Annotated in this window: 15 protein-coding genes; 13 read left to right on the top strand and 2 right to left on the bottom strand. The window is 39.5% G+C overall.

The window, feature by feature from the left end; translation table 11 throughout:
* The first annotated feature begins 91 nt into the window (after positions 1–91).
* Positions 92–1,036 (top strand): ParM/StbA family protein, encoded by a 945-nt coding sequence (locus tag GPK60_RS01310; protein WP_177975587.1) that lies wholly within the window; start codon positions 92–94, stop codon positions 1,034–1,036.
* Positions 1,033–1,485: a hypothetical protein gene (locus GPK60_RS01305; RefSeq protein WP_177975010.1), complete on the top strand. Its 453-nt coding sequence runs from the start codon at positions 1,033–1,035 to the stop codon at positions 1,483–1,485. Before GPK60_RS01310 ends, GPK60_RS01305 begins: the two co-directional genes overlap by 4 nt.
* A 53-nt stretch (positions 1,486–1,538) precedes the next feature.
* Here GPK60_RS01305 and GPK60_RS01300 read toward each other — a convergent pair whose 3' ends face one another.
* Positions 1,539–1,772, bottom strand: coding sequence for a helix-turn-helix transcriptional regulator (locus GPK60_RS01300; protein WP_015540886.1), 234 nt, complete (start codon positions 1,770–1,772; stop codon positions 1,539–1,541).
* Positions 1,773–1,878: 106 nt separating this feature from the next.
* On the opposite strand from GPK60_RS01300, the gene GPK60_RS01295 reads away from it, so the two are divergent.
* The 4 genes from GPK60_RS01295 to GPK60_RS01280 all read left to right on the top strand — a co-directional run bounded on the left by GPK60_RS01295 (position 1,879) and on the right by GPK60_RS01280 (position 5,115).
* Positions 1,879–2,142: a hypothetical protein gene (locus GPK60_RS01295; protein WP_055158244.1), complete on the top strand. Its 264-nt coding sequence runs from the start codon at positions 1,879–1,881 to the stop codon at positions 2,140–2,142.
* 756 nt (positions 2,143–2,898) lie between these two features.
* Positions 2,899–3,279: a plasmid mobilization relaxosome protein MobC gene (gene mobC, locus GPK60_RS01290; RefSeq protein ID WP_167544874.1), complete on the top strand. Its 381-nt coding sequence runs from the start codon at positions 2,899–2,901 to the stop codon at positions 3,277–3,279.
* On the top strand, positions 3,228–4,469 hold the full coding sequence (locus tag GPK60_RS01285; protein ID WP_227156703.1) for a relaxase/mobilization nuclease domain-containing protein: 1,242 nt from the start codon (positions 3,228–3,230) through the stop codon (positions 4,467–4,469). Before mobC ends, GPK60_RS01285 begins: the two co-directional genes overlap by 52 nt.
* 1 nt (position 4,470) lies before the next feature.
* Positions 4,471–5,115 carry a DUF6040 family protein gene (locus tag GPK60_RS01280; RefSeq protein ID WP_215658710.1) on the top strand — a complete coding sequence of 215 codons (645 nt, stop codon included), beginning with the start codon at positions 4,471–4,473 and terminating at the stop codon, positions 5,113–5,115.
* Positions 5,116–5,329: 214 nt separating this feature from the next.
* Here GPK60_RS01280 and GPK60_RS01275 read toward each other — a convergent pair whose 3' ends face one another.
* The gene (locus GPK60_RS01275; RefSeq protein ID WP_215658709.1) at positions 5,330–6,319 is read right to left on the bottom strand and encodes an AraC family transcriptional regulator; all 990 of its coding nucleotides are present in this window, start codon (positions 6,317–6,319) and stop codon (positions 5,330–5,332) included.
* 192 nt (positions 6,320–6,511) lie between these two features.
* On the opposite strand from GPK60_RS01275, the gene GPK60_RS01270 reads away from it, so the two are divergent.
* The 7 genes from GPK60_RS01270 to GPK60_RS01240 all read left to right on the top strand — a co-directional run bounded on the left by GPK60_RS01270 (position 6,512) and on the right by GPK60_RS01240 (position 14,236).
* Positions 6,512–7,096 carry an MptD family putative ECF transporter S component gene (locus GPK60_RS01270; protein WP_005333775.1) on the top strand — a complete coding sequence of 195 codons (585 nt, stop codon included), beginning with the start codon at positions 6,512–6,514 and terminating at the stop codon, positions 7,094–7,096.
* Complete coding sequence (locus GPK60_RS01265) at positions 7,096–7,839, top strand: energy-coupling factor transporter transmembrane component T (protein ID WP_177974558.1); 744 nt, start codon at positions 7,096–7,098, stop codon at positions 7,837–7,839. Before GPK60_RS01270 ends, GPK60_RS01265 begins: the two co-directional genes overlap by 1 nt.
* Positions 7,840–7,845: 6 nt before the next feature.
* Entirely contained in the window at positions 7,846–9,336 is a 1,491-nt protein-coding gene (locus GPK60_RS01260) for an ABC transporter ATP-binding protein (RefSeq protein ID WP_215658708.1), read from the top strand.
* A gap of 48 nt (positions 9,337–9,384) precedes the next feature.
* Positions 9,385–9,600 carry a hypothetical protein gene (locus tag GPK60_RS01255; RefSeq protein WP_215658707.1) on the top strand — a complete coding sequence of 72 codons (216 nt, stop codon included), beginning with the start codon at positions 9,385–9,387 and terminating at the stop codon, positions 9,598–9,600.
* Between the two features lie 369 nt (positions 9,601–9,969).
* Positions 9,970–10,629 carry a TetR/AcrR family transcriptional regulator gene (locus GPK60_RS01250; RefSeq protein ID WP_252191255.1) on the top strand — a complete coding sequence of 220 codons (660 nt, stop codon included), beginning with the start codon at positions 9,970–9,972 and terminating at the stop codon, positions 10,627–10,629.
* Between the two features lie 111 nt (positions 10,630–10,740).
* The gene (locus GPK60_RS01245) at positions 10,741–12,495 is read left to right on the top strand and encodes an ABC transporter ATP-binding protein (RefSeq protein ID WP_215658706.1); all 1,755 of its coding nucleotides are present in this window, start codon (positions 10,741–10,743) and stop codon (positions 12,493–12,495) included.
* Between the two features lies 1 nt (position 12,496).
* Positions 12,497–14,236 carry an ABC transporter ATP-binding protein gene (locus GPK60_RS01240; RefSeq protein WP_215658705.1) on the top strand — a complete coding sequence of 580 codons (1,740 nt, stop codon included), beginning with the start codon at positions 12,497–12,499 and terminating at the stop codon, positions 14,234–14,236.
* Positions 14,237–14,514 lie beyond the last annotated feature (278 nt).

Below are 14,514 nucleotides of genomic sequence, written 5' to 3'. Positions count from 1 at the left end.
TACAGCTTAAGCAACAAGATGGATAATTCCTTACTGGCTGTAAGGGATATTAACCATAAATATATTGTAGTAGAAAGTATGAGGTATGATTATGAGAATGATGAAAAACAACAATAATGAGACAGTTATGGTGATCGGGATTGATCATGGGTATGGAAACATGAAAACAGCCACCAGATGCTTTCCATCCGGTGTAGCCAGATATGACAAGGAGCCAATCTTCCAGAATAATCTTCTTGTTTACAATGGCATGTATTACCAGATCGGAGAGGAACACAAGGAGTTCTGTGCAGAGAAAACGCAGGACGAGGATTATTATGTGCTGACACTGGCGGCTATCGCAAGGGAACTGGATGGGAAAGGAATGAACCGGGCAAAGGTGCATATTGCAGCGGGACTTCCCCTTACTTGGGTGGCTACTCAGAAAGAAGATTTTCAGAAATATCTTTTACAGAATGAAAGTGTGGATTTTATATTCCGCAACAAACAATATCATGTGGAGTTTGCAGGAGCTGACATTTACCCACAGGGATTTGCGGCAGCCTTTTACCGCTTACAGGATTTTAAAGGTATCAACATGCTTGTAGATATTGGAAACGGAACTATGAACATCATGTATATCAACAATTCCCGTCCATTAGAGAAGAAATGCTTTACAGAGAAATATGGAACGCATCAGTGTGTGCTTGCTGTAAGAGAATCCTTGCTGAAAGAATTGGGAACGGTGGTAGACGATCTGGTGATTGAGCAGGTGATCCGTACCGGGACAGCAGATATTGGTGAAAAATATTTGGCAGTCATTCGCAAAGCTGCCGGAGATTATACGAAAGAAATCTTTCATAAGCTGAGGGAACGAGAATACAATCCCGAACTGATGCGTCTGTATGTAGTGGGCGGTGGCGGTTGTATGATTCAGAACTTCGGAGAATATGACAAGAACCGAGTGACGATTGTACGGGACATCTGTGCCACAGCGAAAGGTTATGAAGCAATGAGCGTAAGGAAAATCCAGAGAAACGGAGGGATGCTTGTATGAGAAAAGAACGGAAAATCATCAATACAAATATCCGTTTGAATCTTTGTGATGAACAGGACAGGCAGGCATGGGAATATTTGCAGACGATGGACAGGAAAAAATATAAATCGTACACCAGAGCAGTTGTAGTTGCTTTAAACGATTATTTTTCCAGAGAGTACCGGAATGAAGCAGATCCGTATCTGGAAACCAGAGAAAAGGAAGATGCTTTTCTGGAAAGGGTGGAAACAGCTATCCGGGATGGAGTAAAAGAATCCGTTCCGATGGCTATGGCGAAGAACCTGATTGAAATGCTTGTACCGTTTGTAAAAGAATCGGTAGGAGAAATTAATCTGTCGGACAGAACACTAACAATGGAGAAAACGGATGGAGAGATCGCAGAAGATAATCTGGACTGGGAGAAAGAAGCTGATATGGATGCAGCACTGGATTTTGCGGATAGTTTTTAGCTGTCTGTAAAAAGGAAAAGCAGTCCGGTTTGCATAAAATAAATCGGACTGCCTTAAGTGGAGCTATTCTTTTTTCTTGGGTAAGGACGTTTATCATCTGTCAGGTTTAGCAGATAGTCAACGCTGGTGTTATGAAATTCAGCCAGTTTAATCAGAATGTGAGTAGGGATATCGACATCACCACATTCATAATTACTGTAAATACGCTGACTGCAATTCAGAATTTCACCCATATTCTTCTGCGTAAGGTCACGATCTTCACGCAGATCCCGTATTCTCTGATACATGCGTTTCACCTCTAGCATAATAATAACTTAGCGAGATATTCACTATTGAAATATAGCGAGAAATTCGCTACACTGAATTTAAAAATGCAGAAGGGAGAAGTACAGAGTGAAAGAGAAAGTGAAAAAGGTGCTGGTGTGGATTTTTGAATTTGTTTTATTTTGTGGATATTTCTATGTTTTATTCGTGAATCTGGTATGTGGATTTGGATATGGAGGGATAAGCAGCAGAGGACAGGCAATAAAGATTTTATGTGCTTCGTTCTTCCTTGCAGTGGGACTTCCCGGATTGATCTGGTATCAGCATCGCAGACTTATGAAACTGGAGAATTTATTGCATGACCTGTTTGAAATTTGCGACAAAATAAAATAGCAGTAATAGAAAAATAGACTGACAGTAAGGAAAGCTTTACGGAAACAGAATAGCAGAAAAAGGTAATGGCAGTGATGGCATTTCTATTGGTAAAAATCAGTGAAATGTTCATGACTGCTATTTTTATGCTTTTCAGCAGAAATGGAAAGTGATTCAGAAAAAGAAAAGCAGAAATAACAGCGAAATATGGCAGAGAGACATTTGCAGATGGAAAACGTTGTATAAGCAAGGCAAAGAAGAAATATAGAGTGCTGGATACGGCACATGATTGTCCGATACTTCGCATCGGAGTGGTGCATGACTAGCCTGTTTCAGAAAGGAAAAATCTATGGAATGTGGAGATTTTCTCTTTCTTTTACAGTCAGTTCCTGCACCACAAAACCACTGTCATCTCAATTTTGGCTTAATAACGCAGAGGAGAATGTTGCTTACTTGGTGCTGGTTCAGTGGTGGGGAGATGACAGGCAAGTTTCGCAAAGTGGCAAGCCACTCTGCACCGGAGCCAGCCTTTGGGCTGTTCCTAAACTTGCCAGAGGGCTCTGCCCCTTGGAACCCCGGCACGTCAATGACGTAAGTATTTCTGCGAAATGTCCACCGGACATTCCTACGGAATACTTACTGATTGACTAGGACTCTGTCCTGCACCTGTATAAGAGAGCGTTGCACTCTCTTATAAATCTCCTGCCAATATGCCGCCAGAACGCTGTGGCTGTTAACAAAGAATGAAAATCAAGCAATGAAAGGAGACAAAAGCCTATGAGAAAACGAAATCATACAGTAACCATACGGATGAATAAAGAGGAATACGATTTGTTTCAGAGCAAGGTTAAAGAATCCGGAAGAACACAGCAGGAAGTTGTGATAAAAGCAATCGCAGACTTGAAGATAGCATCGGCAGAGGAAATAGAAGAACTGAAAAGACTGAACCAGATGTTTGCGGATATCCTTTGTCAGCTCCGGGGAGCTACGACAAATATCAACCAGATTGCAAGAAAACTGCATACAGATGGAGAAATCCCAAACGACAGTATGTTGTATTTCCTCAATAAAAATATTCTCAAGTATCGGAAGGAGAGTGAAAGGATATGGCAGTTAATAAGACGATTAATAAGCGGACAAATACACATGGAGCAATGAGAAATTGTATTGAATATGTTTTACGGCAGGACAAGACAAGTGAGCTGATTACTTATGTAACAGGCCCGTACTGTCACAATGAAATTAATTATGATTTGGTGTACAGAACCTTTTTGGAAGAAAAGAAGATGTGGAATAAAGATACAGGGAGAATGTATGCCCACAACATTATTTCCTGGCATAAGGATGAGCAGATCACCCCGGAGCAGGCATTTGAATTTGGAAAAGAGTTTGCAGAAAATTGGTTCAGTGGATTCCAGACCTTAGTGGCTGTGCATAAGGATAAAGACCATATCCACTGCCATTTGGTTACTAATTCAGTGAGTTATGAAGATGGGAGAAAGCTACATAATACCAGAAAAGATCTGGAACGTATGAAACAGCTTACCAATCAGATGTGCCGGGAACGAGGACTGACCGTTGCCGAAAAAGGAAAGCATTTTGATGGAAGTCAGATTGAAAAAGGGGAAGTCATTGCATGGAGCAAAGACAAATATAATCTGTTCTGTCAGCAGGTAAAGGATAGCTTTGTAGCGGACTGTGCAATGGCAGTGTTAAAAGCACTGGAAAATTGTATCAGCAAAGAAAAGTTTATAGAAAAAATGAAGCAGTTCGGATGGAACGTAAACTGGACAGAGAAACGGAAGCACATCACATTTCAGAACCAGGATGGGAAGAAAGTGCGAGATAGCAATTTGTCAAAAACATTTCATCTGGACATCAGCAAGGAGGGATTGGAGAATGAATTTGATAGAAATAGGAAAAAAGCCAGAGATTCAGCCAACAGAGACAGCAGATCAGATGAAGAACTTGCCGGATACTACCGACAAGTGGAAGCAGCTTGCGAAGGAGCAGGCGGCGTTACTGGAGCTAGTGACGGAAGAGAGAGACGAGTTACAGGTGAGAATTCAGAAGATGAACGAGTTTATCCAGAAATTTCAGGAAAGGACACACAAGCTGAAGATGGAAAAACAGAAGCTATTCTTCGAGAGTCACGAAATGCAAGACGAAATTCGGAAATTAAACGACGAAATTCATCGTTTGACAACCGAACTGTCCGAAACGCAGAAGTTGAATCAATCGCTTCAGAAGAACAACGACGATTTAAGGAACAGAAACGGCTTGAAGAGCAGGAGCGAGCAAGAGCAGCTCGAAGAAGAAATAAAAGACGTTCGGGACCAGAACTCTAAATTGCAGATACAGGTTAATAAATCATCTGTTGAAGCAGTAGATGATGCACAGAAGAAACAGAAAGAAGCAGAGAAAAAGATGGAACAGGCAGAAGCAAAAGCCCGTAATGAAAAGAAACGTGCAGAGATGGAAATCCGTAAAACGAAAAAAGAAGTAAAGTCCAGAACCGAAAAAATGAGGGACGCAGAATATTTCTGGGGAATAGGATACATTACAGTAATCCTGTTTGCAATCATACAGAATGGTGCTTTTCAGCATGATTTCATAGATTTTTTTAGGATTCCATTCACATGGTATGTTCGATTTTGTGAATGGTTGGTATATCCGACTTATGATAATGGGTTCAATCAAAAAATAGCTTATACGGGGGGAGAAGCCTGGGTTATCAGGATTTTGGCAATCGTAGCTATAATTTTTATATTGGCAATTATGATAGTAATGATTATAGAAGCAATAAAACGATACAAAAAAATGTGGGATGAAATTTCACAGATGTTTTTAATTGGAAGTCTTTCAGGAATAACAGTGCTTGGAGATGTAACTAGAAAATATCTGCCAGTGAATTTGATTTTGCTATTTATACTCATTAATATGGGTATCATGCTACTCAGAATATATCTTCGGAAGAAGTTTTATTGTATGTAATTTGTCATTTTAATGACCAGTGGATGGTACCTGACAAATGATAAAGCTGTTATTATGATTGCACACCGCCTAAAAACAGTACAGAAAGCTGAACGGATTTTCGTTCTGGAGAATGGAAAACCGTACAGCAGGGAATACATGAAGAACTTGTGAGACAGGATGGGATTTATCGTCATTTTATTGTTGAAAGAAGAGAGGCAACAAAATGGAGAGTTTAGGAGTCTAAATGTCTGGTGCGGCGATATTCCAAAGGTGATACACCAAAATGCTTTTTAAACACAGAGGCGAATTTGCTCTGATTCAGATATCCGACCTGTGCTGCAATCTCAGCTACAGACAGTCGTGTTGAGGCAAGCAGTTCGCCTGCTTTATTCATACGCATTTCACGCAGATAGACAGAAATATTCTGTCCGTAAACACCGCGAAAATAATTTTTTAGACTGGTTTCGCTGATAGAAAAATATTCAGCCAATTCCCACGCAGGATGATGCTGCCTTAGGTCTGAGGTGATGATATTTTCGACCTTTTTAGCAATATTAACCTGAGATTCAGTAAAGAAAGTGCAGGCCTGAGACTTAGGGATAGCCTCCAAATTTTGTAGTACTGAGAATAAAGCGAGCGTATATATTTTCATTTGAATGACTGCAAAAGAGGCCGGAAAATCATATAATTCCCATAGTTTTTTGAGAATTTCCTCAGTTTCGTGGGCCGCTGTCGATATATAAGTGCTTCCATGAGGACAAAACATCTCTGAGATTTTTCTGAAATCAATGCTAAATTCATTTTGTACCCATGTATTTTCTAAAGTAAATGTATCTATATCAATAAAGAATTCAAGCCCCTCATAGATGCGCCTTGGATAAACATATTCTTTTTGGGCAAAGCATTCTGTGAGAGAAAGTTCTCTGTCTTTGATGTAGACAAAATTTTTGCTGTTTAGGATCATTTCACAACGACCTGTCACACAATAGTTAAGAAGCAATGGACCTTTTGTAATGGAGCTGTCTGATCGAAGGTCGGGAGCCGTCCAGGTTGGAGAATTTATAAAAATATATGCCAGAGACAGACCGGGGAAAAGTGAAAAAAAGGTCATCGAACCTTTACCTTCCTTCGTATTTAATATAAGCTCCATACTATATTCAGCCTGTTTTATGGATATACCCGGTATTTTGATGCATTTTTGGATCACGTCGTTAATTTTCATAGAAGATCTCCCTGATATAAGTACTTTTGCCCTGTAACAGATAATATTATAGGATTTGAAGAGAGCAGAGTCAACAATAAAACCCAATGCTGTTTGGAGCTAAAATGATATTTGGTTGTAGAGATATAACAAAACATATGGTATTTTATGGAGTAGTTAGATAGAGCTAATTATACAAGGGAGGTATTCTGTATGAATAACAAATTACAGGCGAAGGACCTGATTAATCTGGGACTTTTCACAGTCCTTTATTTTGTACTCGGATGTTGTGTGGCAATTCCGATTGGATTTGTTCCGATATTTCTTCCGATTCTTGGTGCATTGTGGACACTGATCACAGGAATTCCATTTATGTTATTCCTGACAAGGGTAAAGAAGTTTGGTATGGTAACGCTGATGGCAATTCTGAGTGGCCTTTTGATGGGACTTACCGGAATGGGATATTGGGGTGTACCTTTGGGGCTTATCTTTGGGCTGCTGGGAGATTTGATTCTGAAATTTGGCAATTATAAAAGTGCTAAAAGGAGCCTGATTGGATATGCAGTATTCAGTCTCTGGATGGTTGGTACATATATTCCAATGTACTTCATGGTAGAAGATTCAAGAGCCAGCTTCGCAGCCAGTTTTGGTAAAGAGTATGCAGATAAAGTAATGGCTGTCATGCCTATGTGGAGCATTGTTCTTGTGATTGCAGGTATCTTTATCTGCGCAATCATTGGAGGAATGATTGGAAAAGCGTTGCTCAAAAAACACTTTGTAAAAGCAGGAATCGTGTAATGGATGAGATATTATCTGCTACTGTTGACAGCAGAAATGGAATTGTTTTAGATCCTAGAACAAAATTGTTTATGCTTATAACGATTACAACATTGATGTTCAGTACCAGCAATGATGGAATCATGAATATAGTAAAACCAATACTAAGCCTTATACCATTTGCATTGATTTTGTCAGAGCACAAATTCAAAACAGCCGGTAAATATGCAGTTCTCTATGCGGTATGCTTTGTACTGGAGCGGCTGGCATTGAATGTTTGGAGTGGTATGATTTCTTTTCTGGTATTGGCAGCAACATCAATTATGACGCGTTTTGCACCGGGAATTATGACAGGTGCATATCTGATCTCTTCTACATCTGTAAGTGAGTTTATCAGTGCAATGGAGCGGATGCATGTCACAGAAAAAATCATTATACCGTTGTCAGTTATTTTCCGTTTCTTTCCTACAATCAAGGAAGAATATCAGGCAATCCGGGATGCAATGAAAATGAGAAATATCCGTTTTGGTGGTAAAAATCCATTCCTTATGATTGAATACCGGCTGATACCATTGATGGTATCCGTAATAAAAATTGGTGATGAGCTGTCTGCAGCAGCTCTAACAAGGGGACTTGGTGCACCGATCAGAAGAACCAATGTCTGCGAGATTGGCTTTCATGTACAGGATTTTATTGCCATTGTTGTTTGCTTTGCATGCTTTATATTGTTCTTTTTGCATCAGTATATTGTTTTTTTGAGGTAGTACATTATGATAAAAATAGATCATGCAACATTTACATATGGAGAAAATAATGAATATTCTGTGGGAATCCGGGATATTGATCTGGAGATAGAAGATGGTCAGGTTATTGTGCTATGTGGGGAGAGCGGTTGTGGAAAAACAACACTCACTCGAATGATCAATGGGTTGATTCCACATTATTATGAAGGAAAATTAACTGGTGAGATATGGATAAATGGGATAAATGTTTCGCAGCAGCCACTGTATGATACAGCAAAAATTGTTGGAAGTGTTTTTCAAAATCCACGGTCACAGTTTTTTAATGTAGATACAACAAGCGAGATTACTTTTGGATGTGAAAATCTTGGAATGCCAAAGGAAGAAATCAAAGATCGATTGCAGGCTACAATTCAGGAGCTGCATCTGAAAAAATTGATTGGACGCAATATTTTTCAGCTTTCAGGTGGAGAGAAGCAGAAGATTGCCTGTGCAGGGGTTTCTATCATGAAACCGGATATTTTTGTCCTGGACGAACCCTCTTCTAATCTGGATGCAGCTTCAATCATGGATCTGCGAAGAATAATCGCTCACTGGAAGGAACAGGGAAAAACGATTATTATATCGGAGCATCGCCTGTATTATCTGCGTGGGCTGGCGGATCGGTTTATTTATATGAAAGAGGGACAGATTATTCAGGATTATTCAGCCACAGAGTTTGAAAATCTGACAGAAGAAAAGCGGGGAGAGATGGGACTGCGGGCTTATGTTCTGGAAAATCTCCTTATGCCAGAGATGTTGATATCAGAAAGAACCACAATGGAGCTTCATGATTTTAATTTTGCATATAAGAATGGTCCACAGATTTTATATATCAGAGAATGTGAGATTCCGGCAAATCGGATTGTCGCAATTACGGGCAATAATGGAGCTGGAAAATCTACTTTTTCCCGTTGTTTCTGTGGTTTGGAAAAACAATGTGGCACAATCATCTGGAATGGAAAAACTTACAGACCAAAAGAAAGGCTGAAAGCCTGTTATATGGTCATGCAGGAAGTAAACCATCAGCTTTTTACAGAGACAATACAGGATGAAGTTATGATCAGCATGAAAGAAGAAAATGAGAAAGAAGCAGACAAATTTCTTGAAATGCTGGATCTGATAAAAGTCAAAGACCGTCATCCAATGTCACTTTCCGGAGGTCAGAAGCAGCGGGTGGCTATCGCATCTGCAATTGCCTCTGGGCGCTCTGTGCTGTTTTTGGATGAACCAACCAGTGGTCTTGATCATAAGCATATGCTGGAGGTTGCAGAGGTTCTAAGAGAAGTGTGGGATACCGGAATTTCGGTTTATGTGATCACACATGATTTGGAACTGATTATAGAGTGTTGCACTGACGTCATTCATTTTGAAAATGGAACTATTGCAGATCAGTATCAGATGGATGCAGAAGGAATGGAGAAGATAAGAAAATATTTTATGCAGGGAAAGTGTTGTGGCAAGTGGAGTAAATCTGACTGATGGTAAAGGATATCGTAAATAGTTTTGGAAAGTAGATGAATGATAATTATGAGCAAATATAATCCTTTATGGAAGTGGATCAATAAAAATAAAACAGACGATTTCAAGTTGACTTTTGCTGAAATTGAAAACATTGCCGGAGTGCCTATAGATCATTCGTTCCTTACATTCAAAAAGGAACTTTTGCAGTATGGTTTTAAGGTGGTAAAAATTTCTATGAAGGAACAGACAGTAGATTTTGAAAAAGTCAAAGAGGAGGCTTAAACATGGAATCAAAGAAATAGAATTTGTAGTTGCATCTTCGATTGGTGCAGATCTTGCCATGGCATTTCTGACATAGGCAAAAATACCGTTAAAGCATGTATTTTTTGATGGTGGACAGTTTGTACAAATTGGAAAGGCAACACGCAAAATCATGGTTCCGTTCTTATATATAGCAATGAAAAGTTTATATTGGTCAAAAGGAAAGATGCTGAAGAGAATCATGTGGTGTGACGACGGCAAAATCAAACTACAGATGCATCTGCTAAGTGAAAATTGAATACACGGGAAAATAAAAAATCGAAACAGCAGACTTGACAAATTCCTGTAATGAGTTAAAATATAACAGTGCTATATAGCACTGTTATATTTTTGGAAAGAACTTTAGAGGATACGAAAAGAATGTCGACAAAAGCAGAAGATACACAAAAAAATATATTAAATACAGCCAGAAAACATTTCCTGAAAGATGGTCTGACCGGAGCATCTTTAAGAAACATTGTAAAAGATGCCGGACTTACTACTGGTGCATTTTACAAATATTATCCGACGAAAGAGGCACTTTTTGATGCACTGACAGATCCCTATATGGAACACATTTATCAGATTTATGATCAGATCGTTGAGGAGTTTGAAAAGCTTTCGGCCAGTGATCAGACAAGGAATATGTCGTATACATCCAGTGACGGAATGGAGCAGATGGTTGATTATATTTATGATCATTATGATAATTTCAGATTATTGTTGAAATGTGGAGACAGTGGAAAATTTGAACTATTCATACACAATATGGTAGAGCGGGAAATGAAGTCCAGCCTGAAATATATGGAAAAGATGAAAGAGAACGGTGTGAAAATACCGATTGTAGAGGAAAGCCTTATGCATATGATCTATACGGGATTTTTTTCATCAGTATTTCAGATCATTGAGCATGATATAGATAGAGAGACTGCAAAGAAAAATGTGCATCAGCTGAAAGAATTCAATACAGGTGGCTGGGAACGATTGTGGAATATTGAATTCCCGGTATAACTAATGTAAATCAGGTGGCTAATGCCAGTAAGCCACCTATTTTATTATATATGAGTTAGAATAAACTAATGAAAGAAACAACAATAAAACCAAAGTAAGGAGTGAACGAATGTGAAAGAAAAAAAGAAGTCGGCAGTCAGCTGGATCCTGACATGGGCCGGACAAAAAAGAATTGCCTATGTATGGAGTGTGTTACTTGCAATCGGAAATGTGATTTTTAAGATTTTGCCGTATTTTATTATTGCAGATATAGTAAAGCTGTTTTTAAATGGTGAAAAGGAGTTTGAAATATATCTTGCAAAAGCGGTTCTGATTGCATTATCGTTTATCATTGCAGAACTGCTTCATTCACTTTCGACAGCATTGTCACATAAAGCAACGTTTGCAGTACTTGCAAATATAAGAAAATCCTGCTGTGACAAGCTGGCGTGGGTACCTCTTGGCTATGTGAAAGACACACCTTCCGGTACATTTAAAAATATTATGGTGGAAAGAATCGACAGTATCGAGACAACACTGGCGCATATTGTCCCGGAATTCACGTCCAATCTGCTGGCACCGATTGTGATTTTGATTTATTTCTTCCTGACAGACTGGAGACTGGCACTCTGGTCATTGGTGCCGGTTATAGTGGGATTTCTTTCCTATTTTGGAATGATGCTGGATTTTAAACCAAGCTTCGAGAGAACGGTTCAGACAACAAAAGATCTGAATGATGCGGCAGTGGAATATATTGACGGAATCGAAGTGATCAAGGCATTTGGAAAGACAGAAAGTTCTTATGCAAAATTTACAAAGGCGGCTATGGCTTATGCAGATTCCTTTATTTCCTGGATGAAACGGTGCTCGATTTTTCATGGACTGATGATGGTGGTCACACCTTATACGCTTCTTACGGTATTGCCGTTTGGGGCACATTATGTAGCCAATGGAACACTTGCGATTTCAGATTTTGTCATCTGCATTATTTTATCACTTGGAATCGTTGGACCGTTGATCACAGTGGGTTCCTATACAGATGATCTTGGCAAGATCGGAGTGATTGTTGGTGAAGTGGCAGGAATTCTGGAACAGCCGGAGCTTGAACGTCCAGAGAAAAGTAAAAGTGTTCCAAAAGATAACTCCGTTACACTTGAAAATGTCAGGTTTGGTTATCACGACAAAGAGATTCTGCATGGAGTAACTATGGAGCTAAAAGCAGGAACGGTAAATGCAATCGTAGGACCTTCCGGAAGCGGTAAGTCAACCATCGCAAAGCTGATTGCGTCCTTGTGGGATGTGGATTCCGGAAGTATTAAAATCGGTGGAGTTGATGTCAAAGAAATGTCGCTTGCAGATTTTAATCGGAAAATTGCATATGTTGCACAGGATAATTATCTGTTCAATGAAACGGTACGTGAAAATATCAGACAGGGAAATCCGGAGGCTACAGATGAACGGATCATCGAGGTGACAAAGAAAAGCGGATGCTATGAATTTATCATGCAGCTTGAGAACGGATTTGATACGGTTGTAGGAGGTGCAGGAGGACATCTGTCAGGAGGAGAGAGGCAGCGTATCTCCATTGCAAGGGCAATGCTGAAGGATGCTCCGATTGTAATTCTTGATGAGGCAACTGCTTACACGGATCCGGAAAATGAGGCGATTCTGCAGAATTCTATTGCAAAACTGGTAGCAGGGAAGACACTGATCGTAATCGCACACAGGCTTTCTACCGTTAAGGACAGTGATCAGATCTTTGTCGTAAATGATGGAAATGTAACAGCACATGGTACACATGAGGAACTACTGATGTCATGCCCGCTTTATAAGGAAATGTGGGATGCCCATATTTCTGTAAAAGATACGGTGAAGGAGGGAGAATGATATGTTTGGAATTCTGGCAAAATTCTTTCGTTTTTCAGGCAGGGAAAATGGTAATAAATTTAAACTGTCGATAGTGATCGGACTTATAGAGGCTCTCGCTTCAGCAATGAAGATACCGGCTATTATGTACATATTGATTGGTTTGATGAGTGGAAAACCAATAGGAAAATATATTGGTGGTTCAATTGCAATCATGGTGATTGCAATTGTAGTTGATGTCATCTGTAAGAGATACTCTACAGTGCTTCAGACAGAAGGCGGATATAATGCGAGTGCTTTTATGAGAATCAAGATTGCAGAGCATCTGCGTTATCTGCCGATGGGATATTTTAATGCCAACAGCATCGGGGAAATTTCTTCTATTACGACGAATACAATGGAAACACTTGGCGATGTAGCTGCGAGAGTGGTTATGCTGACCATGCAGGGAATTCTGGAAACATCCATGATCATTCTTATGCTGTTTCTTTTTGACTGGAGAATTGGACTGACAGCTGCAGCAGGAGTGCTTATTTTCTTTGGTGTAAATGCTGTGATGCAGAATGCAGGGAAAAACGATTCAGAGCAAAAAGTGGTATGCGATACAGAGCTTGTAAATCAGATCATGGAGTATCTGCAGGGAATATCAGAAGTAAAATCATACAACCTGCTTGGAAAACAGGCAAAAAGATTAAATGATGCAAATGAAGCATGCGAAAAGATTAATACAAAGATGGAGATGTTGTTTGTCCCTTATCATTTTCTGCAAAGCGTCATAACAAAAACCACAGGTGCAGTAATCGTAGCATGTAGTGCATATTTTTATATTAATGGAACTATGAGTGCGGTCTATGCAATTGGTATGACAATCTCAGCATTTATGCTTTATGCCAGTCTGGAATGTGCAGGAAATTATTCATCTCTTTTACATGTGGTAAGCGTATGTGTAGATAAAGCAAATGCAATATTGGAGCTGGATACCATGGATATCGACGGTAAAGAAATACAGCCGGAAAATTACGATATTAGACTTTCTAATGTTTCGTTTTCTTATGACAAACGGAAGATCATTGATGATATATCGCTCTCTATTCCGCAGAAAACGACGACAGCAATCGTTGGACCATCTGGTGGAGGAAAATCAACACTTTGCAATCTGATTGCCAGGTTCTGGGATGTGGATTCCGGGGAAGTGACACTTGGAGGTGTGAATGTAAAAGACTACAGCATGAACAGTCTGATGCGTAATTTTTCATTTGTATTTCAGTCGGTGTATTTGTTCGCAGACACCATTGAGAATAATATTAAATTCGGACGCCAGGATGCAAGTCATGAGGAAGTGGTGGAAGCGGCGAAGAAAGCATGTTGTCATGATTTCATCAGCAAACTTCCGAATGGATATGACACAGTGATCGGAGAAGGAGGAGCCACACTTTCCGGTGGTGAGAAACAGCGTATTTCGATAGCCAGAGCGATTATGAAGGATGCGCCAATCGTCATATTGGATGAAGCGACGGCAAATGTTGATCCAGAGAATGAAAAGGAGCTGATGGATGCAGTAGATGCACTTACAAAGGAAAAAACGATTATTATGATTGCCCACAGATTAAAAACGGTCAGACATGCAGACCAGATTGTGGTTGTTGACAAAGGAAGAATTGTACAGCAGGGAACACATGAGCAACTAATGAAGCAGGAAGGCATTTATAAGAGATTTGTGGATGCAAGGCAGCAGGCAGTAAGCTGGAAACTGGCCCACTGAGAAATAATCCACAGTTGGAGAATATCCAAATTGAATTGTCTGAAAGAGATTTAATTTAAGTTTCTCTAAGTTTCACTTGTATAGGTGGAATGAGGAAAATTCAATAGAGCAATATGAAAAAAGCACTGAAAACCGTTGGACTAATGGTTTTCAGTGCTTTTTTCTTTGGTTAAAGAGAAAAAACATAATAAATTTAAGGGTAGTGTAAAATAGTTTGTGTTTCTGGTAAAAAATGGCTCCTTTTTGGTAAGAATTTAGATATGACAATTCTTATCGAA

The sequence above is a fragment of the Ruminococcus sp. MCC718 genome (assembly GCF_018783905.1).
Lineage (GTDB): Bacteria > Bacillota > Clostridia > Lachnospirales > Lachnospiraceae > Hominisplanchenecus > Hominisplanchenecus faecis.
The sequence above is the reverse complement of the archived record's forward strand: the minus strand, read 5'-3'. Positions and strand labels throughout refer to the sequence as shown.

Excerpts from the sequence above, each read along its gene's own strand:
- GPK60_RS01305 (WP_177975010.1), top strand. The coding sequence starts at position 1,033 with ATGAGAAAAGAACGGAAAATCATCAATACAAATATCCGTTTGAATCTT.
- GPK60_RS01265 (WP_177974558.1), top strand. The coding sequence starts at position 7,096 with ATGGATGAGATATTATCTGCTACTGTTGACAGCAGAAATGGAATTGTT.
- GPK60_RS01310 (WP_177975587.1), top strand. The coding sequence starts at position 92 with ATGAGAATGATGAAAAACAACAATAATGAGACAGTTATGGTGATCGGG.
- GPK60_RS01285 (WP_227156703.1), top strand. The coding sequence starts at position 3,228 with ATGGCAGTTAATAAGACGATTAATAAGCGGACAAATACACATGGAGCA.
- GPK60_RS01270 (WP_005333775.1), top strand. The coding sequence starts at position 6,512 with ATGAATAACAAATTACAGGCGAAGGACCTGATTAATCTGGGACTTTTC.
- GPK60_RS01240 (WP_215658705.1), top strand. The coding sequence starts at position 12,497 with ATGTTTGGAATTCTGGCAAAATTCTTTCGTTTTTCAGGCAGGGAAAAT.
- GPK60_RS01275 (WP_215658709.1), bottom strand. The coding sequence starts at position 6,319 with ATGAAAATTAACGACGTGATCCAAAAATGCATCAAAATACCGGGTATA.
- GPK60_RS01255 (WP_215658707.1), top strand. The coding sequence starts at position 9,385 with ATGAGCAAATATAATCCTTTATGGAAGTGGATCAATAAAAATAAAACA.
- mobC (WP_167544874.1), top strand. The coding sequence starts at position 2,899 with ATGAGAAAACGAAATCATACAGTAACCATACGGATGAATAAAGAGGAA.
- GPK60_RS01300 (WP_015540886.1), bottom strand. The coding sequence starts at position 1,772 with ATGTATCAGAGAATACGGGATCTGCGTGAAGATCGTGACCTTACGCAG.
- GPK60_RS01260 (WP_215658708.1), top strand. The coding sequence starts at position 7,846 with ATGATAAAAATAGATCATGCAACATTTACATATGGAGAAAATAATGAA.